Annotated in this window: 24 protein-coding genes; 20 read left to right on the top strand and 4 right to left on the bottom strand. The window is 68.5% G+C overall.

The features are described from left to right. Positions 1 to 6 precede the first annotated feature (6 nt). The 10 genes from moaCB to ACMGRF_RS09285 all read left to right on the top strand — a co-directional run bounded on the left by moaCB (position 7) and on the right by ACMGRF_RS09285 (position 6,865). Entirely contained in the window at positions 7 to 1,005 is a 999-nt protein-coding gene (gene moaCB / locus ACMGRF_RS09330; protein WP_414485875.1) for a bifunctional molybdenum cofactor biosynthesis protein MoaC/MoaB, read from the top strand. Continuing rightward, positions 1,002 to 2,255 (top strand): gephyrin-like molybdotransferase Glp, encoded by a 1,254-nt coding sequence (gene glp / locus ACMGRF_RS09325; protein ID WP_414485874.1) that lies wholly within the window; start codon positions 1,002 to 1,004, stop codon positions 2,253 to 2,255. Before moaCB ends, glp begins: the two co-directional genes overlap by 4 nt. Beyond that, on the top strand, positions 2,255 to 2,515 hold the full coding sequence (locus ACMGRF_RS09320) for a MoaD/ThiS family protein (RefSeq protein ID WP_099486074.1): 261 nt from the start codon (positions 2,255 to 2,257) through the stop codon (positions 2,513 to 2,515). The genes glp and ACMGRF_RS09320 overlap by 1 nt, the downstream gene beginning before the upstream one ends. Positions 2,516 to 2,518: 3 nt before the next feature. Then, the gene (locus ACMGRF_RS09315; RefSeq protein WP_414485873.1) at positions 2,519 to 3,019 is read left to right on the top strand and encodes a molybdenum cofactor biosynthesis protein MoaE; all 501 of its coding nucleotides are present in this window, start codon (positions 2,519 to 2,521) and stop codon (positions 3,017 to 3,019) included. Beyond that, positions 2,985 to 3,551 (top strand): molybdenum cofactor guanylyltransferase, encoded by a 567-nt coding sequence (locus ACMGRF_RS09310; RefSeq protein WP_134709747.1) that lies wholly within the window; start codon positions 2,985 to 2,987, stop codon positions 3,549 to 3,551. The genes ACMGRF_RS09315 and ACMGRF_RS09310 overlap by 35 nt, the downstream gene beginning before the upstream one ends. Next, on the top strand, positions 3,548 to 3,913 hold the full coding sequence (locus tag ACMGRF_RS09305) for a hypothetical protein (protein ID WP_005413668.1): 366 nt from the start codon (positions 3,548 to 3,550) through the stop codon (positions 3,911 to 3,913). The genes ACMGRF_RS09310 and ACMGRF_RS09305 overlap by 4 nt, the downstream gene beginning before the upstream one ends. 68 nt (positions 3,914 to 3,981) lie before the next feature. Further along, a complete protein-coding gene (locus tag ACMGRF_RS09300) occupies positions 3,982 to 4,758 on the top strand; it encodes a helix-turn-helix domain-containing protein (RefSeq protein ID WP_414485872.1) in 777 nt (258 codons plus the stop codon). Between the two features lie 18 nt (positions 4,759 to 4,776). After that, complete coding sequence (gene modA / locus ACMGRF_RS09295; protein WP_414485871.1) at positions 4,777 to 5,520, top strand: molybdate ABC transporter substrate-binding protein; 744 nt, start codon at positions 4,777 to 4,779, stop codon at positions 5,518 to 5,520. A 3-nt stretch (positions 5,521 to 5,523) separates the two neighbouring features. After that, positions 5,524 to 6,207: a molybdate ABC transporter permease subunit gene (modB, locus tag ACMGRF_RS09290; protein WP_180835207.1), complete on the top strand. Its 684-nt coding sequence runs from the start codon at positions 5,524 to 5,526 to the stop codon at positions 6,205 to 6,207. Beyond that, positions 6,197 to 6,865 carry a sulfate/molybdate ABC transporter ATP-binding protein gene (locus ACMGRF_RS09285; protein ID WP_414485870.1) on the top strand — a complete coding sequence of 223 codons (669 nt, stop codon included), beginning with the start codon at positions 6,197 to 6,199 and terminating at the stop codon, positions 6,863 to 6,865. The genes modB and ACMGRF_RS09285 overlap by 11 nt, the downstream gene beginning before the upstream one ends. A 180-nt stretch (positions 6,866 to 7,045) precedes the next feature. On the opposite strand, the gene ACMGRF_RS09280 is transcribed toward ACMGRF_RS09285, so the two are convergent. Both ACMGRF_RS09280 and ACMGRF_RS09275 read right to left on the bottom strand, forming a co-directional pair. Further along, entirely contained in the window at positions 7,046 to 8,575 is a 1,530-nt protein-coding gene (locus tag ACMGRF_RS09280; RefSeq protein WP_049439026.1) for a sulfite reductase flavoprotein subunit alpha, read from the bottom strand. After that, on the bottom strand, positions 8,572 to 9,000 hold the full coding sequence (locus tag ACMGRF_RS09275) for a PAS domain-containing protein (RefSeq protein ID WP_049413578.1): 429 nt from the start codon (positions 8,998 to 9,000) through the stop codon (positions 8,572 to 8,574). Before ACMGRF_RS09275 ends, ACMGRF_RS09280 begins: the two co-directional genes overlap by 4 nt. A gap of 441 nt (positions 9,001 to 9,441) precedes the next feature. Between ACMGRF_RS09275 and glgA the strand changes: the two genes are divergently transcribed. Genes glgA through glgX form a run of 7 tightly spaced genes read left to right on the top strand, consistent with a single transcriptional unit; the run spans position 9,442 to position 21,571 of the window. Then, positions 9,442 to 10,968 (top strand): glycogen synthase GlgA, encoded by a 1,527-nt coding sequence (glgA, locus tag ACMGRF_RS09270; RefSeq protein ID WP_080352941.1) that lies wholly within the window; start codon positions 9,442 to 9,444, stop codon positions 10,966 to 10,968. Beyond that, a complete protein-coding gene (locus ACMGRF_RS09265) occupies positions 10,965 to 13,199 on the top strand; it encodes a 1,4-alpha-glucan branching enzyme (protein WP_049413575.1) in 2,235 nt (744 codons plus the stop codon). Before glgA ends, ACMGRF_RS09265 begins: the two co-directional genes overlap by 4 nt. After that, positions 13,196 to 14,914, top strand: coding sequence for a malto-oligosyltrehalose trehalohydrolase (gene treZ, locus ACMGRF_RS09260; RefSeq protein WP_111191215.1), 1,719 nt, complete (start codon positions 13,196 to 13,198; stop codon positions 14,912 to 14,914). The genes ACMGRF_RS09265 and treZ overlap by 4 nt, the downstream gene beginning before the upstream one ends. Further along, positions 14,911 to 16,755, top strand: a complete 1,845-nt coding sequence (locus ACMGRF_RS09255; RefSeq protein ID WP_134709740.1) for a 4-alpha-glucanotransferase — start codon at positions 14,911 to 14,913, stop codon at positions 16,753 to 16,755. The genes treZ and ACMGRF_RS09255 overlap by 4 nt, the downstream gene beginning before the upstream one ends. Beyond that, positions 16,752 to 19,325, top strand: a complete 2,574-nt coding sequence (gene treY, locus ACMGRF_RS09250) for a malto-oligosyltrehalose synthase (RefSeq protein WP_414485869.1) — start codon at positions 16,752 to 16,754, stop codon at positions 19,323 to 19,325. Before ACMGRF_RS09255 ends, treY begins: the two co-directional genes overlap by 4 nt. Beyond that, on the top strand, positions 19,294 to 19,464 hold the full coding sequence (locus tag ACMGRF_RS09245; protein ID WP_080352942.1) for a DUF2934 domain-containing protein: 171 nt from the start codon (positions 19,294 to 19,296) through the stop codon (positions 19,462 to 19,464). The genes treY and ACMGRF_RS09245 overlap by 32 nt, the downstream gene beginning before the upstream one ends. After that, positions 19,451 to 21,571, top strand: coding sequence for a glycogen debranching protein GlgX (gene glgX / locus ACMGRF_RS09240; protein ID WP_414485868.1), 2,121 nt, complete (start codon positions 19,451 to 19,453; stop codon positions 21,569 to 21,571). Before ACMGRF_RS09245 ends, glgX begins: the two co-directional genes overlap by 14 nt. 52 nt (positions 21,572 to 21,623) lie before the next feature. On the opposite strand, the gene ACMGRF_RS09235 is transcribed toward glgX, so the two are convergent. Beyond that, positions 21,624 to 21,938, bottom strand: a complete 315-nt coding sequence (locus ACMGRF_RS09235) for an AzlD family protein (protein WP_005409898.1) — start codon at positions 21,936 to 21,938, stop codon at positions 21,624 to 21,626. After that, on the bottom strand, positions 21,935 to 22,666 hold the full coding sequence (locus ACMGRF_RS09230; protein ID WP_049413561.1) for an AzlC family ABC transporter permease: 732 nt from the start codon (positions 22,664 to 22,666) through the stop codon (positions 21,935 to 21,937). The genes ACMGRF_RS09235 and ACMGRF_RS09230 overlap by 4 nt, the downstream gene beginning before the upstream one ends. 127 nt (positions 22,667 to 22,793) lie before the next feature. Here ACMGRF_RS09230 and ACMGRF_RS09225 point away from each other — a divergent pair, with 127 nt between their 5' ends. The 3 genes from ACMGRF_RS09225 (at position 22,794) to ACMGRF_RS09215 (ending at position 25,101) form a co-directional block, all read left to right on the top strand. Beyond that, on the top strand, positions 22,794 to 23,258 hold the full coding sequence (locus ACMGRF_RS09225; protein WP_414485867.1) for an Lrp/AsnC family transcriptional regulator: 465 nt from the start codon (positions 22,794 to 22,796) through the stop codon (positions 23,256 to 23,258). 615 nt (positions 23,259 to 23,873) lie between these two features. Further along, the gene (locus ACMGRF_RS09220; RefSeq protein ID WP_099486052.1) at positions 23,874 to 24,554 is read left to right on the top strand and encodes an STN domain-containing protein; all 681 of its coding nucleotides are present in this window, start codon (positions 23,874 to 23,876) and stop codon (positions 24,552 to 24,554) included. 16 nt (positions 24,555 to 24,570) lie between these two features. Beyond that, positions 24,571 to 25,101 (top strand): RNA polymerase sigma factor, encoded by a 531-nt coding sequence (locus tag ACMGRF_RS09215; protein WP_005416809.1) that lies wholly within the window; start codon positions 24,571 to 24,573, stop codon positions 25,099 to 25,101. The last annotated feature ends 6 nt before the right edge of the window (positions 25,102 to 25,107 follow it).

Raw genomic sequence — 25,107 nt, 5'->3', positions numbered from 1 at the left:
AACACGATGAGTGGGGAATTGAATGCGGCCTTCCATATGGCCGATGTCCGCGACAAGCGCATCACCCGCCGCCGTGCGGTGGCAGTGGGCGAGCTGCATGCCGGTCCGGTGGCGTATCCACTGATCGTCGAGCGCCGCCTGCCCAAGGGCGATGCGCTGGTGATGGCCGAGATTGCCGGCCTGCAGGGCGCCAAGATGGCGTCGATGCTGATGCCGCTGTGCCATCCGCTGCCGCTGGAACTGGTGCAGGTGTTCTGCGCGCCGGTACCGGAACGGCAGGCGATCCGCGTGTGGTGCGAGTGCGCCAGCGAGGCGCGCACCGGTGTGGAGATGGAGGCGTTGGCCGGCGTCAACGCCGCGCTGCTGACCCTGTACGACCTGAGCAAGCCGGTGGAACCGGCGCTGCGCATCGAAGGCATCCGCCTGCTGTTCAAGGAGGGCGGCAAGCGCGGTGTCTGGCTGCACCCGGATGGCATGGACGAGGCCGAGCGTGAGCGGTTCAAGCCGCGTGCGCCGAAGGGCCTGGAAGGCGCGGCCTGCGCGGTGATCACGCTGAGTGATCGCGCCAGCGAAGGCACCTATGAGGATGTATCCGGCCCGACCCTGGTGGCCGGGCTGAAGAAGCTGGGGGGCGAGGTGGTAGCCGCCGAGGTACTGCCCGATGGCATCGAGCCGTTGGCGGGCCACCTGCAGGCCTTGGCCGCCGAGGGCGTGCGCCTGTGCCTGTGTACCGGCGGTACCGGGCTGGGCCCGCGCGACCTGACCCCGGAGGCGCTGCGTTCGTTGAATGCGCGGCCGGTGCATGGCCTGGCGCAGATGGTGCGGGCACTCAGTGCACAGCACACGCCGATGGCCTGGCTGAGCCGCGCCGAGGTGGTGCAGCTGGGCAATATGCTCGTGTTTGCATTGCCCGGCAGCCCGAAGGCGGCGGCGCAGTGCCTGGACATCCTGGCACCGGTGCTGGGTCATGCGCTGGCGATGGTCGATGGCGGTGGCCACGGATGATTGCCTACAGCGAGGCCTTGCAGCACCTGCTGGACGCGGCTACGCCGCTGCCGGCCGAACGCCTGCCGCTGCACGAGGCCGCGGGCCGCACGCTGGCCCGTGACATCCACAGCGCACAGTCGCTGCCGCCGTTCGACAATTCGGCGATGGACGGCTTCGCGCTGCGCGCCAACGGCGCGACGTTCGAGGCCGGCACCGAATTTGCCGTGCAGGGTTGGCAGGCGGCCGGCGATGCCGGCGCCGAAGGCGGCGAGGGTGCCTGGGAAATCATGACCGGTGCGCGCATGCCGGCCGGGCTGGATACGGTGGTACCGGTCGAGAACGTGGAGATCCTCGCCAGCGAGGATGGCCGCCCGACCCGCATTGCCCTGAAGGCATTGGTGAAGCCGGGCCAGAACGTGCGCCTGCGCGGCGAGGATGTAAGCGACGGCGAGCGCGTGCTGCAGGCCGGGCAGGTGCTGGACATCAACGCGCGCACCCTGCTGCATGCCATCGGCGTGGGCGAGGTGGCGGTGGTGGCGCGGCCAAAGGCGGCGGTGATCGCCACCGGCAAGGAGTTGGTGACCGATGCGGCGCAGGCGCTGGCATCCGGGCAGATTCGTGACAGCAACCGGCCGTACCTGGTCAGTCGCCTGCAGGCCGCCGGTGCCGAGGTGGTCTGGCAGGGCACGGTGGGCGATGACGTGGCCGCGTTCAATGCGGTACTGGATGCAGCGCTGGACGCAGGTGCGCAGCTGTTGATCAGCACCGGCGCGGTGTCGGCCGGCCGCTACGATTTCATTCCCGACGCGCTGCGTGGCCGAGGTGCGCGCATCGTGTTCCACAAGGTGGCGATCCGCCCGGGCAAGCCGTTGCTGTTCGCGGTGCTGCCCGATGGCGCGCTGTATTTCGGCCTGCCGGGCAACCCGGTGTCGGCTGCGGTGGGCCAGCGCTTCTTCGTCGAGCCGGTGCTGCGCCGCCTGCTGGGGCTGGCACCGGAGCCGGTGTTGACGTTGCCGCTGCAGGCCGACGTGCGCACGCCGCCGGGCCTGCGCTTCCACGCGCGTGCGCGGGTGGAAGTAGACGCGCAGGGGCGCCTGAGTGCGCGCGTGCTGGCTGGGCAGGAGTCGTTCCGTTTGATGTCCATGCTGCAGGCCAATGCCTGGGTGGTGCTCGAAGGCGAGGGCGGCGTGGCCGCTGCCGGCACGCCGGTGCGCGTGCAGGGCTGGGGTCATCAGGACCCGGTGCAGCTGGCGAGCCAGGAGCCGTGATGAGACAGGTGAATCTGCAGTTGTTCGGTGCGTTTTCCGATCTGGATGCCAGCCGCGAGATCGCCGTGGATGTAGCCGGTGGCACCGTGGCGGATCTGCGCCAGGCGCTGCGCGAGCTGCTGCCGCTGCGTTGGCCCGGTTTCCGCGCGGGCCTGCTGGACTATTCGGCATTCGCCGACCAGCATCGGGTGCTGCGCGACCACGAGGCGCTGCCCGACGATGGCCGGGTGGCGATCCTTCCGCCGGTGAGCGGGGGCTGAGCGATGAGCGAGATGATCATCGCCAAGGTGGTGGATCGCGCGCAGGCGGCGATCGATCCGGCCGAGGGCATCGCGGCAGTGTCCGATCCTGGCTTCGGCGGCATCGATGTGTTCATCGGCAAAGTGCGCGATGTCAACGTGGGCCGGCGGGTGACCGGGATCACCTACGATCTGTTCGAACCGCTGGTGCTGAACGAATTCAAGCGCCTGGCCGCCGAGGTCGAAGCCACGTTCGGTCCGAAGCTGAAGCTGTATGTAGCGCATGCCAAGGGCCGGTTGGGCATCGGCGATGTGGCGGTGGTGGTGGCCGCCGGCAGCCCGCACCGTGACGAAGCGTTCCGGGCCTGCCGGCAGTTGATCGAAGTGGTGAAACACCAGTGCCCGATCTGGAAGCAGGAGCATTACGAGGACGGCGACAGCGCGTGGAGCGAGGGTTGCAGCCTGTGCCATGCGGACGGCGAACCCGGCCATGACCATGCGCACGATCACGAACATCCCCATTGATGGCATCGTGCTGGCCGGCGGCCTGTCCAGCCGGATGGGCCGCGACAAGGCGCTGCTGCCCTGGCACGGCCGCACGCTGCTGGAACATATGCGCGGGCTGCTGCTGCAGGCCGGTGCCGGGAGGGTATGGGTGAGCGGTGACTACCCAGCGTTTGGTGGCATCCCGGACAGGGTCGCGCGCTACGGCCCACTGGGCGGCCTCTACAGTGTGGCGATGCAGATGCCAGACGGCCCCGCTTGGGTGGTGCCGGTCGATACGCCCAGGGTGACACCCGCGCTGCTGCAACGGCTGCAGGCCGGTCAAGGCCGTGCCTGCACGGTATTCGACGATGAACCGTTGCCGATGCGGTTGCAGATCGATGATCATTGCCGCCGCGTGCTGCAGGCCTTGATCGAGGACCCGACGGCGCGCCGTTCACTGCGCGCCCTGCAGGAATGCCTGGGCGTGACACGGATGCCACTGGCGCCGGAGGATCGGGCGTTGCTGCTCAACTGCAATACCCCGTCGGAATGGGAGTCCATCACAGCATGAAGGTCCAGCTGCAACAGCAATCGATGCGCCTGCGCGTGGATGAGGAAGAACTGGCACGATTGCTGGCAGGCGAGTCGGTCGAGAACCTGACCCGTTTTGGCGGCAGTGGCGGCTGGGGCGTGGCGCTGTCGCTGCATGCCGGCGATCAGGCGGTGTTGCTTGATGGCGGGACGTTCTGCCGGTTGGTATTGCCGCGCCAGGCCGTTGAGTCGCTGGCGGGGAGGCTGCCTTGCCGTGATGGGCTGGGCTTCGGTATCGCGTTGGATGACGACAGCATGCTGCAGCTGCAGTTCGACGTGGACGTGCGCGACAGCATGCGGCAGCGTGGCCCGCAGCGGCGTTCCGAACCCGCGCCAGAGTAGGTGCACGTTGCGTAGGGCCGGGCGGTGCGCTGTCGTATGATGAGGGCCTTCGTTCCTGCCTCGCTGCAATGCCTCTGAACCCCTCCGCTCCCTCTGCGTCCCGGCCGGCCACGCCCAATCCGGCAGCAGCCGATGACGGAGACGCGCTGCACTTCTGCAGCACCTGTGCGTTCTCCGACGCCTGCATGTCGCAGGGCTACGACAAGACCGCGCTGGGCGAACTGCATGTGCTGGTCGACCACGTCGGCCCGTTCCAGGCCGGCGACTACCTGTTCCGTGCCGGCGATCCGTTCGACTCGATCGCCGCGGTGCGTGCCGGCATGGTCAAGACGTTCGTCGATGACAGCCAGGGCAACGAGCAGGTGCTGGGTTTCAGTCTGCCGGGCGAGGTGATCGGGCTCAATGCCATCCACGGCGCGCGCTTCCCTTGCAACGCCGTGGCCCTGGACACCGTCTACCTGTGCCGGATCTCGTTTCCGCGATTGAGCCTGCTGGCCACGCGCATGCCGGGGTTGCAGGCGCGGCTGTTCAACCTGCTCAGCGCCGAGATCGGCAAGGTCGCCACGCTGGCCGCCAACCATCGCACCGAGGAGCGCATGGCGGCGTTCCTGCTGGATCTTTCCGAGCGCTATGCCCGGCGCGGATTCTCCGCCACCCGCTTCAACCTGAGCATGGCCCGCACCGAAATCGCCAACTACCTGCGGATGGCGCCGGAGACGGTGAGCCGGGTGCTGCGCCGGTTGAGCGACGAGGGTGTGATTGCGGTGAACCAACGTGAGATGCTGTTGCTGGACCCGGACCGGCTGGCGGAACTGGCCGTAGCCCGGGACGCCGGACTGGACTGATCAGGCAGGGGGCTGGGCATGAAGCGAGCGGCATTGTTGTGGCTGGGCCTGCTGGCCACGGTACCGGCCTGGGCGGCCGACCTGACGGTGTCGGCGGCGTCGAGCCTGACCGAGAGCTTCCGCGAACTGGGTGCGGCCTATGAGAAGACGCACCCGGGAACCAGGGTCGATTTCAACTTCGCCGCCTCTGGCGTACTGCTGCAGCAGATCAGCCGCGGCGCGCCGGTGGATGTGTTCGCGTCGGCCGATGAAGCCACCATGGACCAGGCCCAGCAGCAGGACCTGCTGGCGGCCGGCAGCCGCGCGGTGTTCGCGGTGAATGCGCTGTGGGTGGTGGTGCCGCCGCAGGCCAGGGCCGCGCCGCGCAGCTTGAAGGACCTGGCCGGTGCCGGCGTGCAACGCATCGCACTGGGCAACCCGGACAGCGTGCCGGTCGGCCGCTATGCCAAGGGCGCGCTGGAAGCGGCCGGCCTGTGGCCGTCGGTGCAGGGCCGGATCATCACCACGCAGAACGTGCGCCAGTCGCTGGATTACGTGGCGCGCGGTGAAGTGGATGCCGGCTTCGTCTATGCCACTGACGCGCAGGCGATGCCGGACCGGGTACGCCGTGCCTTCGCGGTACCGGTGTCCGGGCGCATCGCCTATCCGCTGGCGGTGACCAGGGCCAGCGCGCAGCCGGCAGAGGCCAAGCGGTTTGTCGCCTTCGTGCGTTCGGCGCCGGGCCAGGCGATCCTGGCCCGGCACGGATTCGGCAAGCCCTGACGCATGGATCTGGACTGGAGTGCATTGGGGTTGTCGCTGAAGGTGGCCGGCTGGGCCACCGCGATCAACCTGGTGCTGGGCGTGGCGCTGGGCGCGCTGCTGGCGCGTCGGCGCTTTCCCGGCCGTGAGCTGCTGGATTCGCTGTTGACCCTGCCGATGGTGCTGCCACCAACGGTGCTGGGGTATTACCTGCTGGTGCTGATCGGTCGCAACGGCCCGATCGGCGCGTGGCTGCAGTCGTGGTTCGGCATCAACTTGGTGTTCACCTGGCAGGCTGCGGTGATTGCGGCGGCGGTGGCTTCGCTGCCGCTGGTGTTCAAGCCGGCACGCGCGGCATTCGAGGAAGTGGACGGACAGCTGGAGCAGGCCGCGCGGACGCTGGGTGTGTCCGAAGCGGCGGTGTTCCTCCGCGTCACGCTGCCGCTGGCCTGGCGCGGCATTCTTGCCGGCCTGTTGCTGGCGTTTGCACGCGCGATGGGCGAATTCGGCGCGACGTTGATGGTGGCCGGCAGCATTCCGGGCCGGACGCAGACGTTGTCGATCGCCATCTACGAGGCGGTGCAGGCCGGTCAGGACGGCAAGGCCAATGCGCTGGTGATCCTGACCTCGGTGGTGTGCATCGTGATCCTGTTGCTGGCCGCGCGGCTGGTGGGCGGACGTCGCCGGGAGCTGCGTGATGTGGCTTGACCTGCAGGTGCAGCGCCGCCTGCAGGCGGCCGGCCAGGATTTCGTGTTGGACGTATCTCTGCAGTGCACGCAGCGCCAGGTGGTGCTGGCCGGACCTTCAGGCGCCGGCAAGAGCCTGACCCTGAAGGCGGTGGCCGGGCTGCTGCGGCCGCGGCAGGGGCATGTACGCCTGCAAGGCCAGGCCGTGTTCGATGCGGCCACTGGCGTGTACGTGCCGCCGCAGCACCGCCGGCTGGGGTATGTGTTCCAGGACTATGCGCTGTTCCCGCACCTGAGCGTGCGCCAGAACGTGGCGTTCGGGCTGCAGAAGGGATGGTTGAATCCTCGGATCGGCCAGCGTTTCGACGCGGTGGAGCAGTGGCTGCACGCCTTCCGCATCGACACGGTGGGCGATCTGCTGCCCTCGCAGGTCTCCGGTGGCCAGCGCCAGCGCACCGCACTGGCGCGGGCGCTGGTGACGCAACCGCAGGCGCTGCTGCTGGATGAACCGTTCTCCGCACTGGACCACGACCTGCGCCAGCACCTGCGGCAGGAGCTGGAGGCAGTGCTGGACAAGACCGGCATCCCATTGTTGTTGATCAGCCATGATCCGCAGGACGTGGCCATGTTCGGCCAGCAGGTGGCGCGCATGGTGGACGGCCGCATTGTCGGCAATTGACCCGTGATGGACGCACCGGCGATGGTTGGTCACATCTGATGGTAGTGCCGGCCGCTGGCCGGCAACCACGGAATGCTGAGCAGCCGGCCAGCGGCCGGCTCTACCGTGATGCACAGGCAATGGTTGGCTACAGAGGCCGGCTCTACCGGTTCAAGGTCCGTGCGGTCCGTTGGTCATGGATCAATACAACTCGCAGTGGGTGCGGCCTTCACCGCGCAGCGCGTCCCAGCGCCCTTCGCCACCGATGGCATCGACGGCCTCGCGCACCGCGCCTTCCAGGTGTCGCTTGTTGCCGCACAGGTACAGATGCCCGCCCCGGGCCAATACGTCGCGCACTTCGGCGGCACGCTGCTGCAGCACATGCTGCACATAGACCTTTTCGACGCCATCGCGCGAGAACGCGGTATGCAGGCCAGCCAGAACGCCCCGGGTATGCCAGTCCTGCAGCTGGTCGCGGTACAGGTAGTCGTGCTTGCTGTGCTTCTCGCCAAACACCAGGTGCACCTCGCGTGCCCAGCCGCTGGCCTGCAGTTCCTGCAGCAGGCCCATCAAGGGTGCGATGCCAGTACCGGTACCGACCAGCAGCAGCGGTGCCTGGCCGGTATCGGGCAGGTGGAAGCCAGGGTTGGAGCGGCAGTACACGCGTGCATGATCGCCGCCATGCAGCAGGCTGCCGGTGGCAGTGCCGAAGCGTTCGCGGCCGCGCAGGGTGTAGCGCACTTCGCGCACGCACAGGCTCAGCTGGTCGTCGCACGGGTGCGAGGCGATCGAATAGGCGCGCGGCAGCCGCGGTGACAGCAGTTCGCGCAGCCGGGCAAGCGGCACGCTGTCCGGCGTGGCGTGGTCCTGCAGCACGTCCAGCAGGTCCAGACCGTGCAGGTAGGCGTCCAGCTCGCGCTTCTGGCTGACCTTCAACAGGCCCTTCAGTACCTCGCTACCGCCGAGCCTGGCCAGTTCGCGCAGCACGCCCTTGCTCAGCAGGCGCAGCTCGCGGTCATGCAGGGCGGCCACGGCGGCGGTGTCGCCGTACCAGGTGGCCAATGCCTGCAGCAAGGCAGGGTCGTTCTCGGGTACCACGTGCAGGGTGTCACCCGCGCGGTAGGCCATGCCACTGCCGGCAATGTCCAGTTGCAGATGCCAGGCGGCCGGGTCGCTGCTGTTCAAGCGGCGGCGTTCGAGAATGCGGGCGGCAAAGGCATTGTCTTCGCCATAGGCGGTGACCTGCAGGTGCAGGTCCTGGCCAGCGCTGAGGTCGCCACCCAGCACCTGGCCCAGCACCGGCTGCCATTGCTGGAAGAACAGCTCGTAGCCCAGGTCGGCATCCACGCGGTGCAGCAGCGGCTGCGCCTGGCGCTCGCTCAGCGCGGCATCCAGCGCCTTGGTGAAGCCGCAGAAGCTGGGATAGCCGGTATCACCGAGGCCGAACACCGCATAGCGCAGGCCGCTCAGCGTCGGGGTCTGGCGCAGGGTTTCGAAGAACCGCTCGCCATTGGCCGGCGGTTCGCCATCGCCGAACGAGCTGGAAATCGCCAGCAGCACATCGCCGTGGCCGAGACTGGCCACGTCGATGTCGTTGAACGGGAGCACCTGCGGCCCGTGCGGCTGCAGGCCCGCGCCCAGGCGCTGGGCCAGGGCGCGGGCGTTGCCCGACTCGGACGCAAAACCCACCAGCAGGCGGCTGAAGGGCGTACTGGTCGGGAGAGCGTTCACGCGGCCTCGTAGAAGTCGTCGAACTTCTCCTTGCTGAACTCGACCAGGTCGTAGTTCTGCATCAGGTCGTTCACCACGCGGCGGATGCTGATGTACGAGGTGATGTTGCCGTCGGTGTCGAACAGCGGCTGCACGGTGGTATCGACCACGTAGAGCACGCCGCCCTTGCCGAGGTTGGGCACGATCCCGGTCCAGGTCTTGCCGGCCTTGATGGTGTCCCACATGTCCTTGTAGACGGCCTTGGGTACGTCTGGATGGCGCACGATGCTGTGCGGCTGGCCGATCAGCTCTTCGCGGGCGAAGCCGGTGAGCGTGCAGAACAGGTCATTGGCGTAGGTGATGTTGCCCTGCAGGTCGGTGGTGGAGATCACCATGACGTTCTGCAGCGCATTCACGAGCTGGGCGTTGTCGGGGGAGTAGCTCATCGGAGGGTCCTTGTAGAGGCCGGCAGCGCCGGTGTGTTCGGGTCCTGCATAGGAATACGCCCGCGTGGCGGCGGGCGGTTTGACATTGGTCAAGCGGGTGGTTCGGCGGGCTGCGACCGGGTGTCGCAGGGACAATCTCTGTAGAGCCGAGCCCATGCCCGGCTCACGGGGCAAACGGGATTGCCAGCAGCCGAGCGCGGGCTCGGCTCTACGGGAGAGACACAGGCAGGAGCCGGGCGCATGTCATGTGTACTGAGCTCATGACGCCTTGTCACAAAGAAATCGCCATGGCTTCACGGTTGATTGATCGCATGGAGGGCTATTGTCGTCCTGAGCCTCTCGCTGGCGTCCCCCACGTCCTGCGTCGACTTCCTTCCCAGCATCAGCGCCCGTCCGGGCGCCGCTGGCGTCTGTCTGCCTGAAGCATCCGAGATCATCCCCATGGCCCGCGCCGCCCAGTCCGCTTCACCCGTTGCGATCTCTCCCGTCACGCCCGTGCCGATCGGCACCCGCCGCGGCCATTCGCAACCGTTGGATCTGCCGGAACTGGTGCAGCGCGTTTTGTTCGTTGCCACCGAGATGGCGGACTTCGTCAAGGCTGGTGGCCTGGGCGATGTGGCCGCGGCGCTGCCGCGTGCGGTGCGCGGTGCCTGTGATTCGCGTGTGCTGCTGCCCGGCTACCCGGAGGTACTGCAGCGCCTGCCACAGCTGCAGCGGGTGGGACAGGTCAGCGCGCGGGCCGGCTTGCCGGCGTGCACGATCGGCATGGCGGTGCAGGCCGACGGCCTTCCGATCTACGTGCTGCTGTCGCCGGAGCTGTACGAGCGTGAGGGCTCGCCCTATGTGGACGGGCAGGGGCAGGAGTGGAAGGACAACGCGGTTCGCTTCGCGACGCTTTCGCATGCGGCTGCGGAGATTGCGGCCGGGCGTGCCGGGCTGGACTGGTCGCCGCAGCTGCTGCACCTGAATGACTGGCCGGTGGCCATGGCGGCCGCCTACGTACGTTGGGACCGGACCGCCGTGCCGACCCTGCTGACGATCCACAACCTGGCTTACCAGGGGCTGTTTCCATACGCGCTGGCACCTGTGCTGGGCGTGCCGGCCGAACACCTGGATGAGCTGCACTTCCACGGTCAGATGTCGTTCCTGCAGGGCGGCATCACCAATGCCACGCGGCTGAACACGGTCAGCCTGCGCTACGCGCAGCAGATCACCGCCCCTGATGACGGCTGCGGGCTGCATGACCTGTTGGCACGGAGGGCGGCCGGCGGGCATCTGAGTGGCATCGTCAACGGTATCGATGCCAGCTGGGATCCGCGCCGCGATATCCATCTCAAGGCCCACTTCGGCATTGGTGAGTGGACCGGGCGCGCCACCAACGCGCATGCGGTGCGCAAGGCGTTCGGCCTGGCGCCGTCGACCGGCCCGCTGTTCGCGGTGGTCTCGCGGCTGGTGCACCAGAAGGGCCTGGACATCACCTGCGACGTGGCGCCCCAGATCGTGGCGGCCGGCGGCCAGCTGGTCATCATCGGAGGTGGCGAGCCGCAGGTGGAAGCCCAGGTGCAGGCGCTGGCCCGCCGCTACCCGGGGCGGGTGGGCGCCTTCATCGGGTTCGAGGAAGCGCTGGCCCGCCAGATGTTTGCCGGCGCCGATTTCCTGCTGATGCCTTCACGCTTCGAACCCTGCGGGCTGAGCCAGATGTACGCACAGCGCTTCGGCTGCCTGCCCATCGCGCACGCGACCGGCGGGCTGGTGGATACCGTCGAGGATGGCGTGACCGGATTTCTGTTCCATGGCGCCAACGCTGATGGACTGCGCCGCTGCGTGGAACGGGCGATGCGCACCTTCCGCCTGCCGGGCCTGCTGCAGGCCATGCGCCGCGCGGCCATGCTGCGGCCGGGTGGCTGGGATGCGGCCGGACGCGCCTATCTGGCCCTGTACCAGCAGACCTGCCAGGTGGCTGCATGAGCCACGACAGCCTGCATCTGGTCGCCCTGGAGGATGAAGCGATCACGGAGACGGGATTGGATCAGCGCATCGCGCCGGCCCTGGAGGACCTCGTCCACGCGCGCCCGGCCGATGCATTCGCCTGGCTGGGCCCGCATCGCCAGCCAGAAGGCGGACGCCAGCTGCGCGTGCTGGTGCCGCATGCGCAGCGCGTCGAGGTGATTGCAGACGATGGGCGGCGCTGGGACCTGTCTCCCGGCCCGTTGCCCGGCCTGTTCGAGGGCGTGGCCGGCGACGCGGCGATACCGCTGCTTGCCCTGCATTTCGAGCAGGGCGTGGAGCAGGTGCACGATGCCTATGCCTTCGGTCCACTGTTGGACGAAGCACTGCTGCATCGGTTCCATTCCGGTGATGCCGATGCGGCGCGGCAGCTGGGGGCGGTGCCGATGCAGGTGCAGGGCATCGCGGGCGTGCGCTTCGCGGTGTGGGCACCCAATGCCCAGCGGGTCGCGGTGGTTGGCGATTTCAATGGATGGGATGGCCGACGCCATCCGATGCGGCTGCGTCACACCGCCGGCGTGTGGGAACTGTTCCTGCCGGGGGTGCAGGCCGGTGCCCGCTACAAATTCCGCATCGTCGGCGCCGACGGCCGGGTGATGCCCGACAAGTTCGATCCGATGGCGCGCTGGGCCGAGCTGCCACCGGCCACCGCTTCGCGGGTGCCTTCGGCGGCGCCGACGCAGTGGCACGATGACGCATGGTTGGCGGCCCGACGCCAGGCCGGAACCTGCGCACCGCTGTCCATCTACGAAGTACATGCGGGCTCTTGGCAGCGCAGCGACGAGGGTGCGCCGCTGGACTGGGATGCCCTGGCCGACCGGTTGATTCCGTACGTGGCCGGACTCGGCTTTACCCACATCGAGCTGCTGCCGGTCAGCGAGCATCCCTTTGGCGGTTCCTGGGGCTACCAGCCGCTGGGCATCTACGCGCCGACGGCGCGCCATGGCACGCCGCAGGCCTTCGCGCGCTTCGTGGACCGCTGCCACCAGGCCGGCGTGGGAGTGATCGTGGACTGGGTGAGCGCGCACTTCCCGAACGATGCGCATGGCCTGGCCGGGTTCGATGGGACTGCGCTGTACGAGCATGCGGATCCGCGCGAAGGAGTGCACGCCGACTGGGACACGCTGATCTACAACTATGGCCGCAATGAGGTGGCCGCCTACCTGATCGGCAGTGCCTTGGAGTGGGTGGAGCGCTTCCATATCGACGGTCTGCGCGTGGACGCCGTAGCGTCGATGCTGTACCGGGATTACAGCCGTGCCGAGGGGGAGTGGGTGCCCAACGAGCAGGGCGGGCGCGAGAACCTGCAGGCGGTCGCGTTCCTGCGGCGGATGAACCAGACGCTGCGCGAGCGCTTCCCGGACGTGCTGGTGATCGCCGAGGAATCCACCGCGTGGCCGGGCGTGACCGCGCCGGTGGAAGCGGGCGGGCTTGGCTTCACCCATAAATGGAACATGGGCTGGATGCACGACACCCTGCAGTACCTGGGTCGCGATCCAGTCCATCGCCAGCATCACCACAGCGAGATCAGCTTCGGCCTGGTCTACGCCTTCTCCGAACGGTTCGTGCTGCCGCTGTCGCATGACGAGGTGGTGCATGGCAAGGGAGCGCTGCTGGCCAAGATGGCGGGCGAGCCGGCGCAGCGGCTGGCCCAGCTTCGCGCGTACTTCGGCTTCATGTGGGCGCACCCCGGGAGCAAACTGCTGTTCATGGGCGGCGAGTTCGGCCAGGGCCACGAGTGGTCGCACGATGCGGCACTGGACTGGGCACAGGCGGCCAGCAGTGAGGGCCAGGGCCTGTCGCGCCTGGTGCGAGACCTCAACGGCGTGCTCCGCGCCGAACCCGCGTTGCATCGCGACGAGCGCGACGAACGCGGTTTCGATTGGAGCGTGGCCGACGACAGCCGCAACAGCGTTTACGCGTTCATCCGACGGGATCCGGCCGGTAGCGGCCGCACCCTTCTGGTAGTGAGCAACTTCACCCCGGTGCGGCGCGAGGCGTACCGGGTCGGCGTGCCGCACCCGGGGCGTTGGACCGAACGACTCAACACCGACAGCGCGTACTACGGTGGCGGCAATAGCGGCAACCTCGGAGCGGCGCTTACCGAGCCCCGGCCGATGCATGGCCACGCCCAGTCGCTGCGGCTCACGCTGCCGCCGCTGTCCACGCTGTACCTGCAGGTTGATGCATGACGGGAGTGACGCCGCGCCTGGGCGCATGGCCTGTGGCCGGTGACGGGGTGGAGTTCCGCGTGTGGGCACCGGACGCAAGGACGATGGCGCTGTGCCTGAACGGCACGCAGCGGCCGATGCAACGCGACCCGGACGGCTGCCACTGGCTGCGAACACCGGCATCGCATGGCGACCGCTACCGTTTTCGCCTTCCTTCCGGCCTGGACGTGCCCGACCCGGCCTCGCGCTGGCAGCCGGATGGCATCGACGGCGACAGCGCGGTGGTGCTGGACAAGGACATGGTGCAACCCACGTGGCGCGGGCATGCCTGGCAGGACCTGGTGATCTATGAAGTACACATCGAGGCCGGCGGCGGCTTCGCGGCGCTGACCGCGCAGCTGCCGATGCTGGCCGCGATTGGCATCACCGCCATTGAGCTGATGCCGGTCGCGCAGTTTCCCGGCCAGCGCAACTGGGGCTACGACGGCGTGTTCCCGTATGCGCCGGCCCATGCTTACGGCGGGCCGGCAGCGCTGAATGCCTTCGTCGAGGCGGCACATGCCGCTGGGCTTTCCGTGTTGCTGGACGTGGTCTACAACCACTTCGGACCGCAGGGTAACCATCTGCGCCAGTACGCGCGGGGGTTCTTCCGTGATGACCGCAGTACACCCTGGGGCGAGGCCATCGACTTCCGCCAGCCCTGGGTGCGGCGCTTCTTCATCGACAACGCGCTGATGTGGTTGCGCGACTACCGCTTCGATGGGCTGCGCCTGGATGCGGTGCATGCCATCGATGATGAGCGCTTCCTGCAGCAGCTGGCCGAGGAGGTACACGCGGTGGTGCCGCGCGCGCACCTGGTGCTGGAGAACGAACGCAACCAGGCGCGATGGTTGCGCGGCGCCTACCAGGGGCAATGGAATGACGACTTCCACAACGCGCTGCACGTGATGCTGACCGGCGAGCAGGAAGGCTATTACGCGGCCTATGCCGGTCGCGCCGAAGCGCTGCTGGCGCGCTGCCTGGCCGAGGGATTCGCCTGGCAGGGCGAACCGGACCTGCGCGGCGATCCCCGCGGCGAACCCAGCGCCGACCTGTCTCCCGCGCGTTTTGTGGCATTCGCGCAGAACCACGATCAGGTAGGCAACCGTGCTTTCGGCGAGCGCTTGTCGATGCTGGTGGATCCGGCGCGGCTGCGTGCGGCGCTGGCGTTGACCCTGCTGACGCCGATGATCCCGCTGCTTTTCATGGGCGAACCGTGGCAGGCGCAATCGCCGTTCCTGTTCTTCACCGATTACGCGCCGCCACTGGACGAGGCGGTGCGCGAAGGGCGTCGCCGCGAGTTCGCTGGTTTCAGCGCCTTTGCCGACGCCGCCTCGCGCGCGCGTATTCCCGACCCGAACGACCCGGCCACCCTGCAGGCGTCCTACACGTCGCCGCCCGGCGATGATCCCTGGTCGCAGCACTGGCTGCGCTGCACGAGCGGGTTTCTGGCACTGCGCAGGCGCTATCTGCAGCCCGGGTTGCTGCAGGCGCGGTCGTTGGGTGCGCGCGTGCTGGGCGAAGGCGCGGTGCAGGCGGGCTGGCAGCTGCCGTCGGGCCAGTGGTGGATCGCGGTCAATGTCGGCCCGTCGCCGGTGGTGCATGCGATGCCGGCCGGGGAGCACGTTGTAGGGCCGGACGCTGCCACGTTGCTGCCCGCAGGCGGCGGCGTGTTTGCCTGTTGGGTCGCCGCATGAGTACCGATGCGGCGGTTCTGGAGGCGGCACGGCGCGCGGGCCTGCTGGTCCGCTGGACCGACGTGGCCGGTGTCGAGCGCGAGGTCGCACCGGACGTGCTGCGCGCGGTGCTGGAGGCGCTGCAGGGCGATGCAGCGCCCGAGCACGGTGGCCTGCGCACGGCCTGCTGTGGACAGCTGCTGGCGATGCCCCAGGCGGCAGGCGCAGCGTGCTGGGTGGATGAGCAGGGCGCAGTGCTGCCGGCACACCCCGATGCGCAAGGGCGCTGGCGCGTGCCGGACCAGCCCGGCTACTGGCGGTGGCGCCAGGGCGGACGGCAACAGGCGATTGCGGTGGCACCACAGCGTGCCTGGTGGCCGCTGGGCTTGCTGCGCGGCTGGGGCCTGTCGGCGCAGGTCTACAGCCTGCGCGCTCGCGACGACGCCGGCATCGGTGACAGCGCCGGCTGTGCGCGATGGAGCGAACTGCTGCACCGTCACGGCGGCGATGCAGTGGCGTTGAGCCCGCTGCATGCCGGCTTGCCACCAGGGCCAGGCTACAGCCCCTATTCGCCCAGCGACCGGCGCTGGCTCGATCCGCTGCAGACCTCCCTGCCGCAGGTACTGCCGGAAGCAGCCGACGCCGTGCTGGCTGAAGACGAAGCACTGGCGACGGCCGTTGCAGCAGCCACTGCCGCGCGCCGCATCGACTGGCCGCACTCGGCGGCGTTGAAGTGGCGCTGGCTGCGCCAGGTGCGCCAGTGGCTGCGGCAGCAGGCGCCGGCTCAGTACGAACAGATGCAGACGTGGTGCGATGCGCAGGGCGAATCCCTGCTGCGCTATTGCCAGCACGCCGCCGACCGGTTCACTGGAAGCGCTGACGACCATGCGTTTGCGCAGTGGTTGGCGCGGCAGGGCTGGGCGCAGGTGCAGGCGGGATTGCGCGACGACGGCGCGTCGATCGGGCTGATCGCAGATCTGGCGGTGGGTTGCGCGCCGCAGGGCGTCGAGGCCCGGACCGGCGGCGACCATTTGCTGCAGGGCCTTGAGCTGGGCGCGCCGCCGGATGCGTTCAATCCGCTGGGCCAGGCCTGGGGTATCACCAGCTGGTCACCCTCCGCGCTGCAGCGCGAGGGCTTTGAGCCGTTCATTCGCGTGCTGCGCGCCGTGATGGCCGGCCGTGGTGGGCTGCGCATCGACCATATCCTCGGCCTGCAGCGGCTGTGGGTGCTTCCCTGTGGCTCGGGCGCCGGGCAGGGCGTGTACCTGCGCTATCCGTTCGATGATCTGATCAACCTGCTGGTTCTGGAATCGTGGCGGCATCGCTGCGTGCTGATCGGTGAAGACCTGGGCGTGGTGCCTCCGGGCATTCGCCAGCGGCTGGCAGCCCGCGGCATCCTGGGCATCGAGGTGCTGCCGTTCGCCCGCAATGGTGAGCACTTCCTGCCGGCGCCACGGTGGCGCCGCGATGCGGTGGCCATGCCCTCCACCCATGATCTGCCACCGCTGTCCGGCTGGCTGCACGGGCGCGACCTGCGCTGGCGTGCCCGCCTGGGTGAGCTGACCGGGCTTGCAGCGGCGTTGCACGCGCGCGCCAGTGAGGTGCAGGGACTGTCCGCAGTTGCCCGAGGCGAGGGCGCGACGCTGGAAGCGCGTGCGCTGTCGCTGGTCGCGCACGCGCCTTCGCGGTTGGCGTTGCTCCCGCTGGAAGATGCGCTGGGGAGCCGCGCGCAGGTGAACCTGCCGGGCACCGTCAACGGCCATCCGAACTGGCGCCGGCGGCTACCGCTGGCGTGGGAACAGGACGCGGTTGACGCGCGTATTGCCAGGTTCAGCGCCACGCGGCGGAGGGAGCGGCGATGACTCCATTGCGTGCCACCGTACGCCTGCAATTGCATCCAGGCTTCGCCCTCGAGGCCGCCGCGACGCAGCTGCCTTACTACGCCGCGCTGGGCGTCAGCCATCTTTACCTGTCGCCGATCGCCGCTGCGCTGCCCGGGTCCACGCATGGCTACGATGGCATCGACCCGGCCCGCATCAATCCGGAACTGGGCGGCGAAGAAGCCTTCCGGCAACTGGCCACAGCGACGCGCGCGCACGGCATGGGCCTGATCCTCGACATCGTACCCAACCATCTGGCGGCGTCCCCGCACAGCCATTGGTGGAACGATGTGCTGATGCACGGGCGTCGAAGCCCGCACGCAGAATGGTTTGACATCGACTGGGAGGCGCCGGGCTGCGAGGGCCGGCTCTGGCTGCCTGCACTGGACCGGCCGTTGCACGACGCGGTGCGCGATGGCGTAGTGCGCGTGGTGGTGGACAACGCGCGTCCCGTGCTGCGCCACCATGGTCTGGCGTTGCCCTTGTCGCCGCGCAGCCATCCACTGGACCCCGCGCAGTGGCCGGCGTGGGCCGAGCGCTGCAACCGCAGCGTTGAACGGCTGCATACGCTGCTGCAGCGGCAGCACTACCGGCTGGCCTGGTGGCGCACGGCGGGCGATCAGGTGAACTACCGGCGCTTCTTCGATATCAATGAACTGGCCGCGCTGCGGGTGGAGCGCGACGACGTGTTCGAGGCGGTGCATGCGCTGCCGCTGCGGTTGGTACGCGAGGGATGGGTGGACGGCCTGCGTATCGACCATGTGGATGGCCTGTCCTCCCCGGGCGCCTACCTGCGGCGCCTTCGTGAATCGCTCGACGCAGCCTGTGCGGCCGGCGGTCGTGATCCGCAGGCGGTGAGCCTGCATGTGGAGAAGATACTGGCCGAGGGCGAGCAGCTGCCCGACAGCTGGGCCTGCGACGGCACCACCGGCTATGACTTCATGGACCAGACCGGTGCCTGGTTGCACGATCCGGCGGCTGCACCCGCGCTCTCGCGCACGTGGCAGGCGCTGGGCGGTGACTCGCGCAGCTTTGACCGGATTCAGCAGGACGCTCGCGGCATGATGTTGCGCCAGGGCCTTCACGCAGACTTCCAGCGGCTGCTGCGCAGTGCGCAGCAGGTCCTGCAGCCCCGGCTGGCCGAGGCCGATATCGGAGTGGCTGCGCTGGCACGCGCATTGGCTTCATTGCTGCGGCACTACCGCACCTACCGGCCCTATTCGCTGCAGGGGGCGGGTGAACGAAAGGCGCTGGTGGACGCTGCAGCTGCTGCGCGCGAGGCGCTGGACGGTGCGGCACGCGCCGCGCTGGATCTGCTGCTGCAGGCACTTCCCGGCCAGGCGCCGGCTGAAACCGAGCTGCGCGTACGGTTCGGGCAGCTGGCCGCGCCGCTGAATGCCAAGTCGGTGGAAGATACCGGGTTCTATCGCTATTTCAGGCTGCTGTCGCGCAACGAAGTCGGCAGTGATCCGCAGCGGCTGGGCATGGAGGGGCGCGAGCTGCTGGAACATGCAGCCGGGCGCCTGCGGCGCCATCCCAGGGCGCTGCTTGCGCTGGCGACCCACGATCACAAGCGCGGGGCCGACAGCCGGGCACGGCTGGCGGTTCTCAGTACCTGCACGGTCGAGTGGCGGGACGCGGTGCGGCGCTGGAGCCGGATGGCGACCCGCGCCGGCGCGCCAATGCCATTGCCGGGTGCCGAGGCCTATGCGCTATGGCAGGCGCTCGTCGCCGCGTGGCCGATGCACGGTACCCCCGGCGCAGGCTTCCCATCGAGGATGGTGCAATGGCTGACCAAGGCGTTGCGCGAGGGCAAGCGGGTCAGCAGCTGGTCCGATCCCAACGTGGCCGTGGAGGAGGGCGCCGCGCAGTGGCTGCACGCGCTGCTGGATGGAGCGCCGTTGCAGCCGGTGCGGGAGGCGCTGGCGACCTTCGTGGCGCGCATCGCGCCGGCGGGCGCCTGCAACGGTTTGGCACAGCTGTGCCTGCAGCACTGCCTTCCCGGCGTGCCCGATCTTTACCAAGGCGGTGAAGGCTGGGACCTGAGCCTGGTGGACCCGGACAACCGGCGCGCCGTGGATTATCCAGCGCGGCAGGCGTGGCTGCGTGATGCGCGCGCGTGGCCCGCGCTGCTGGAGGACTGGCGGGACGGTGGGATCAAGGCATTTCTACTCCGGCGATTACTGGATTGCCGCCGCCGGCACCCGCAGCTGTTCCTGCACGGCGCGCTGCAGCCGCTGTCCGCGCCTGCGCGCTCACCGTGGCTGGCGTTCACGCGCAGGCATCAGGCGCAGATGCTGCTGGTGGTCGTGCGGCGTGGTTCGCCCACCGCCGTGCCTGGCCCAAGCCTGCATGCGCCGCGCGACGTCGGCAGCGATGTGACGCTGCGTGGGGTGCCGACAGGCCCCATGCGCAACGTCCTTGATGGGCGTATCGAACATTTCAACGCAACCACGGACGTGGCCAGGCTTCTGGCTGGCAGCCCGTTGGCGATATGGATCAACGAGGAGGCAGGTAGGGATGGACAGCAGGGAACGACGGCAGCGGATTGAGGCACTGGCCCACCAGATCTGGGAGGCAGAAGGGCGCCCGGATGATCAGCAGCAACGGCACTGGCACATGGCCGAGCGGTTGGTGGAGGCCGAGATTGCCGCCGCGCGCGGGGAGGAGGGCACCGATGGCGAGCCGTAAGTGGACGCAGACCTCGCGCGTGCGCGAAGGCCGGCCCTTCCCGCTGGGAGCGACCTGGGACGGGTTGGGTGTGAACTTCGCGCTGTACTCGCGGCATGCCACCCGGGTTGAACTCTGTCTGTTCGATGCACGCAACCGCGAAGTGGAACGCATCGCGCTGCCCGAGTACACAAACGAGATCTGGCATGGGTACCTGCCGGACGTGCGGCCCGGCCAGCGCTATGGCTACCGGGTGCATGGCCCCTATGCGCCGGAGGAAGGCCATCGCTTCAATCCCAACAAGCTGCTGCTGGACCCCTACGCCAAGCAGATTGTGGGCGAACTGAAGTGGGCCCCCCACCTGTTCGGCTACACCTTGGGCCACCGCGATGGCGACCTGAGCTTCGACCGCCGCGACAGCGCCAGCTACATGCCGCGCTGTGCCGTGATCGATCCGGCCTTCAGCTGGGGTGCCGAGCGAGCACCTGCCACGCCCTGGGACCGGACCGTGATCTACGAAGCGCACGTGCGCGGGCTGACCATGCAACACCCCGATGTTCCGCAGGCCGAGCGTGGCACCTTGTCTGCCCTGCGCCATGACGCAGTGGTCGACCACCTCAGCCATCTGGGCGTGACCGCCATCGAACTGCTGCCGGTGCACGCCTACGTCGATGACCAGCAGCTGCTCGAGCGCGGGCTGCGCAACTACTGGGGGTACAACACCATCGGCTTCTTCGCGCCGCAGCCGCGTTACCTGTCGCTGGGCACCGTCGCCGAGTTCAAGCAGATGGTCGCGCGGCTGCACAATGCTGGCATCGAAGTGATCCTGGATGTGGTCTACAACCACACCGCCGAAGGCAATGAGCTGGGCCCTACGCTGTCCTTCAAGGGCATCGACAACGCCAGCTACTACCGCCTGGCCGATGATCGCCGCTACTACATCAACGATACCGGCACCGGAAACACGTTCGACCTGACCAATGCCGGTGCACTGCGCATGGTGATGGACTCGCTGCGCTACTGGGTGACCGAGATGCGGGTGGACGGCTTCCGCTTCGACCTGGCGACCATTCTCGGCCGTGAACGGCATGGGTTCGACGCCTCGGGCAGCTTCCTCGACGCAGTGCGCCAGGACCCGATCCTGAGCCAGGTGAAGCTGATCGCCGAGCCGTGGGACATCGGCCCGGGCGGCTACCAGCTGGGCCAGTTCCCGCCGGGCTGGGCCGAATGGAATGACCGTTTTCGAGATACGGTGCGCGCGCTGTGGCGCGGCGATGGCGGCCAGCTGGCGGAGTTCGCCACGCGCTTCACCGGCTCCGCCGACCTGTTCGAGCACCACGGCCGGCGGCCGTCGGCCAGCATCAATCTGGTAACGGCACACGATGGGTTCACGCTGCATGATCTGGTGAGCTACAACGACCGCCACAACGAAGCCAACGGCGAAGACAACCGTGATGGCCATTCGCACAACCTTTCCAGCAACCATGGCGTGGAGGGTGAGACCGATGATCCGGCGATCCTCTCCGTACGTGCGCGGCAGATGCGCAACCTGCTGGCCACGCTGCTGCTGGCGCAGGGCACCCCCATGCTGCTGGCCGGCGATGAGTTCGGCCATTCTCAGCAGGGCAACAACAACGCCTACTGCCAGGACAACCCGCTGAGCTGGATCGACTGGGAGCGTGCTGCGCAGCCGGCAGCCCAGGCGCAGGTGGCGTTCGTACGCCGGGCGCTGTCGCTGCGCCGACGCTATGGCCTGCTGCGCAGGAACCGGTTCCTGCGCGGCGAATACGATGAAGCGCTGGGCCTGCGCGATATCGACTGGCGGCATGCTGACGGCCGCAGCATGGAGGAAGCGGACTGGCATGACGCAGGGCTGCGTGCGCTGCTGATCGTGCTGGACGGTCGCAGCCCCGACAGCGGCCTGCGCGAGCCCGGACGGCATGTCAGCCTGGCCCTGCTGTTGAACGCCGGGGAGCAGCCGCAGCGGTTCTGCGTGTCAGATGACGCCTTGTCGTTCCGGCGCGTACTCCTGCAGACCGACGAAACGCCGTTGGAGCCGGATGAGGAAGGCGCCTGGACGCTGCCGCCGCGCAGCCTGTGCCTGCTGGCGGCAAGCAGCAGCGCCTGATTGCTCTGCGGCGCTACTGCGGTGCGCCGGGCGTTGCCCGGCGTACCGGTAGCTACCCCATCAGATAACGCAACACACCCGCCGAGACCACGCCGATCAGCACGGTCGGCAGCATCGACAACCGCGTGGCGGCCAGCAGGGTGATGGCCAGTGCGGCCAGGTCGGCCGGCTTGTCGGCGACGAAGTCCGGGGCGATCACCGAGATCAGCACGCAGCCCGGCGCGGCTTCCATTACCGTCACTGCGCGTTTGCTCAGCGTGCGGTTACGCAGCGCGAGGAAGCCGACGATGCGGGTCAGGTAGGTGGCGGCGGCCATCAGCACGATGGTCAACACCGAGGTCCAGTGGATCAGGCCGTTGAAGATCATGCCGCGTCCTCCGCCAGCAGCCAGGCAGCGGCCAGGCCGGCCAGGGCGCCGCTGGCCACGTACCACGCGCCCGGGATCAGCAGATAAGTGGCGGCGGCCACCACCAGGCTGACCAGCCACGGCCGCGCGGCCTTCATGCCCTGCCACATGCCGCGCAGCAGTACCAGGAATACGGCAGGGAAGGCCATGTCGAAGCCATAGGCGTGGATGTCGCCCAGCAGCGGCCCGATGATCGCGCCGAGTGCGGTGCAGGCCACCCAGACCGTGTACAGGCCGGCCGAGACGCCCAGGTAGTAGGCCAGGCTGAAGCCAAGCGCGCGCCGACGCGCGTCGGCCACGCCCAGCGCCCAGCTCTCGTCGCACATGAAGAACAGCGCCGGCAGCACACGACGGCGCGGCAGGTGCTGCAGCAGTGGGGCCAGGCTGGCGCCCATCAGCAGGTGGCGGCTGTTGACCAGCGCGGTGATTGCCACGATCAGTGCGATGTGCGGTGGCGAGGTCCACAGTTCGACGGCGGCGAACTCCGAGCCGCCAGCGAAGTTGAGGCCGGTCATCAGCGGCACTTCCAGTGCGCTCAGGCCCTTCTGGGCCGCCTGCGCGCCGAGCACCAGGGCGAACGGAATGAAGCCGATCATCACCGGCACGGCGGCACGCAGGCCGCGCAGGAATTCGGCACGCGGGGCGGTGTCGCAGGCGTCGGGCAGGGGGAGGGTGGTACGGGCGTCCATGGAACGGCACAACGAGATGGGGGTGGCCCATGCTAGCGGGCCGATCGCGAAATCGGGTTGCGTTGATGCCACTGGATTCGGGATGATTGATATTCCATGCGGCCAGAGTCGACCAAGGCGAAATTTCATGCAGTACCAGCTCGACAACCTGGATCGCCGCATCCTCGACGCCCTGCAGCGCGACGGCCGACTGCAGAATCTGGAGCTGGCCCGTATGGTCGGGCTGTCGCCGTCGGCGTGCCTGCGCCGGGTGCGGCTGCTGGAGGAGGGCGGCTACATCGACCGCTACGTGGCTTTGTTGAACGAGGCCAAAGTGGGGCGGGGCTTCACGGTGTTTGTGCGGGTATGGCTGCGCGGGCAGGACGAGGACACCACCAACCACTTCATCAACAGCATCAAGTCTTTCCCGGAAGTGCTTGAATGCCATCTGATGGCCGGTGACTGCGATTTCCTGTTGCGGGTGGCGGTGGCCGACCTTGATGCCTACCGGCAGTTCCAGATGCAGCACCTGAACCGGATCGCCGGAGTGCAGAACACCAAGACCGAGATTCCGATGCAGCGGATCAAGCAGACGACTCAGCTGCCGCTTTGACGGATGGGGTTTGCGGCCGGGTTGCACCCGGCACCCGCAGGTAGTGCCGGCCGCTGGCCGGCAACCTCGGGAGCAACAGCCGAAGCAACAGCGTGCATTCCGTGGGATGGCGGGGTGGGTCCGGTTGCAGGGGACGCCGTAAACCCCCAGTCCGGCCCAGCCGCTGGCGGCTGTGCGTTCGAGCGCTTGCGAAGCAATGCTTCGCAAGCGAAGCGCCCTCACCCATGGGGGCTTGGCCGCGGTATCCATGCCGCGGACACCCCCGCAACCGGACCCACCCCGCCTTCGACAGATTTCCACGATCTGCCGGAACGGCATGAGTTGCTCTTGGCAGGTGTCGACCTTGGTCGACACGTTTGGGTCGGCATGGGGTCGGATCCCGTTGCTTTGCAACGGGCTCTGACCCCTGCGCGTAGATAGCGTGGTCTGTTCGATTCATTGATTCCTGATGGGTTACTGGGTTCACGGAGCCTGGCTTCACGTCGGCCGCGGGCGGCGGTCATCGCAATGACATGTGCCCCCGGTACGGTTTGAGCCCGCTTGCGGGTCGCGCGCGGGCCGGGGTTCCGGTCATGGTGCGCGTCCACTGCAGCTGCTGTCGCTGCCGAGGGTCATGTGTTCTACGTCAGGGGGCTGAATGGACACCATGCGGTCAGAACTTGGAAGGTGGCCATCGCCGCATGGCTGCTGCTGTCCTTTGCCGCTGCCGCACAGGACGCGGTTCATGCCTACGACATCCCTGCGCAGCCGCTGGAACAGGCGGTCGAGCGCTTCAGCGTCATCAGTGGGTGGTCGGTGATGTACCCCGGCGACCTTGCTTCGGGCCGCAGCAGCCATGCGCTGCGCGGGAGCCTGGCACCGCTGGCGGCGCTGGAATCGCTGCTGCAGGACACTGGGATCGAGGCCGAGGTGATCGGCGAGCAGCGCGTGGTGCTGCGCCGGGGCATGCCCTCGCCTGCGGAACCCGGTGTTGGCGCGGGGCTGCCCGAGGCCGAACGCCGGCGTCGCTACGGCGGGCTGCAGCAGCGGCTGCGTGCGGCGTTCTGTGACGACCCGGAGATCGCGCCCGGCCGCTATGCCGCAACGCTGCGCTTCCGCATCGACGGCGCGGGCCAGGTGAGCGAGCCCGAGCTGCTGTCCGGCAGTGGCAGTGATCGCCGCGACGCACGCCTGCTGCAGGCGATGCACGGCCTGGTGCTGGCGACCGAGGCCGCCGCGCTGCCACAGCCGGTGACGCTGCAGATCCGTCCTTCCGGCACCGACCACGACTGCGGCCGGCGCGCGCCCCTTCCATGACTTCAAGGATTCGGACATGAGCAACGGTACGGCCGGGGCGGTTGACCTGATGGACCACCTTCTGGGTGCCTACGACGAGCTGAAGCGCCGGTTGGTGCGCAAGCTCGGATCGGAAGAGCTGGCCGGCGACGCGCTGCAGGACACGTGGATGCGCCTGAGTGCGCGCCGTGACCGCCTGGACGCCGTGCAGAACCCTGCGGCCTACCTGCTGCGCATGGCGATGAACACCGTGATCGACCGCCAACGGGCAGACCACCGCCTGCTGAGCCTGGAGGAGGTGGATACGCTGATGGACATGGCCGACCCGGGGCCGGGGCCGGCGCAGGCGGCCGAGCTGGACTTCGCGCTGGAAGACATGGTCGGGTTGCTGCAGCGCATGCCCGAGCGCCGTCGCCGCATCCTGCTGGCAATCCGCGTCGATGGCCTGCAGCAGCGCGACGTGGCCGACCACCTCGGTGTGTCGCTGCGGTTGGTGCAGCGGGAGCTGAAGGCAGCCCAGGACTACCTGGCCGAACGCAGCGGGCAGGGGCGCCAGGTGCGGTTCTGAGCGACG

The organism is Stenotrophomonas sp. EMP41 (assembly GCF_047495535.1).
GTDB classification, from domain to species: Bacteria; Pseudomonadota; Gammaproteobacteria; order Xanthomonadales; family Xanthomonadaceae; genus Stenotrophomonas; species Stenotrophomonas sepilia.
Note: the sequence above shows the minus strand (reverse complement) of the source record. Positions and strands in the feature narration are given on the sequence as shown.

Coding starts and splice junctions, on each gene's coding strand:
- moaCB (WP_414485875.1), top strand. CDS start 7: ATGAGTGGGGAATTGAATGCGGCCTTCCATATGGCCGATGTCCGCGAC.
- glp (WP_414485874.1), top strand. CDS start 1,002: ATGATTGCCTACAGCGAGGCCTTGCAGCACCTGCTGGACGCGGCTACG.
- ACMGRF_RS09320 (WP_099486074.1), top strand. CDS start 2,255: ATGAGACAGGTGAATCTGCAGTTGTTCGGTGCGTTTTCCGATCTGGAT.
- ACMGRF_RS09315 (WP_414485873.1), top strand. CDS start 2,519: ATGAGCGAGATGATCATCGCCAAGGTGGTGGATCGCGCGCAGGCGGCG.
- ACMGRF_RS09310 (WP_134709747.1), top strand. CDS start 2,985: ATGACCATGCGCACGATCACGAACATCCCCATTGATGGCATCGTGCTG.
- ACMGRF_RS09305 (WP_005413668.1), top strand. CDS start 3,548: ATGAAGGTCCAGCTGCAACAGCAATCGATGCGCCTGCGCGTGGATGAG.
- ACMGRF_RS09300 (WP_414485872.1), top strand. CDS start 3,982: ATGCCTCTGAACCCCTCCGCTCCCTCTGCGTCCCGGCCGGCCACGCCC.
- modA (WP_414485871.1), top strand. CDS start 4,777: ATGAAGCGAGCGGCATTGTTGTGGCTGGGCCTGCTGGCCACGGTACCG.
- modB (WP_180835207.1), top strand. CDS start 5,524: ATGGATCTGGACTGGAGTGCATTGGGGTTGTCGCTGAAGGTGGCCGGC.
- ACMGRF_RS09285 (WP_414485870.1), top strand. CDS start 6,197: ATGTGGCTTGACCTGCAGGTGCAGCGCCGCCTGCAGGCGGCCGGCCAG.
- ACMGRF_RS09275 (WP_049413578.1), bottom strand. CDS start 9,000: ATGAGCTACTCCCCCGACAACGCCCAGCTCGTGAATGCGCTGCAGAAC.
- glgA (WP_080352941.1), top strand. CDS start 9,442: ATGGCCCGCGCCGCCCAGTCCGCTTCACCCGTTGCGATCTCTCCCGTC.
- ACMGRF_RS09265 (WP_049413575.1), top strand. CDS start 10,965: ATGAGCCACGACAGCCTGCATCTGGTCGCCCTGGAGGATGAAGCGATC.
- treZ (WP_111191215.1), top strand. CDS start 13,196: ATGACGGGAGTGACGCCGCGCCTGGGCGCATGGCCTGTGGCCGGTGAC.
- ACMGRF_RS09255 (WP_134709740.1), top strand. CDS start 14,911: ATGAGTACCGATGCGGCGGTTCTGGAGGCGGCACGGCGCGCGGGCCTG.
- treY (WP_414485869.1), top strand. CDS start 16,752: ATGACTCCATTGCGTGCCACCGTACGCCTGCAATTGCATCCAGGCTTC.
- ACMGRF_RS09245 (WP_080352942.1), top strand. CDS start 19,294: ATGGACAGCAGGGAACGACGGCAGCGGATTGAGGCACTGGCCCACCAG.
- glgX (WP_414485868.1), top strand. CDS start 19,451: ATGGCGAGCCGTAAGTGGACGCAGACCTCGCGCGTGCGCGAAGGCCGG.
- ACMGRF_RS09235 (WP_005409898.1), bottom strand. CDS start 21,938: ATGATCTTCAACGGCCTGATCCACTGGACCTCGGTGTTGACCATCGTG.
- ACMGRF_RS09230 (WP_049413561.1), bottom strand. CDS start 22,666: ATGGACGCCCGTACCACCCTCCCCCTGCCCGACGCCTGCGACACCGCC.
- ACMGRF_RS09225 (WP_414485867.1), top strand. CDS start 22,794: ATGCAGTACCAGCTCGACAACCTGGATCGCCGCATCCTCGACGCCCTG.
- ACMGRF_RS09215 (WP_005416809.1), top strand. CDS start 24,571: ATGAGCAACGGTACGGCCGGGGCGGTTGACCTGATGGACCACCTTCTG.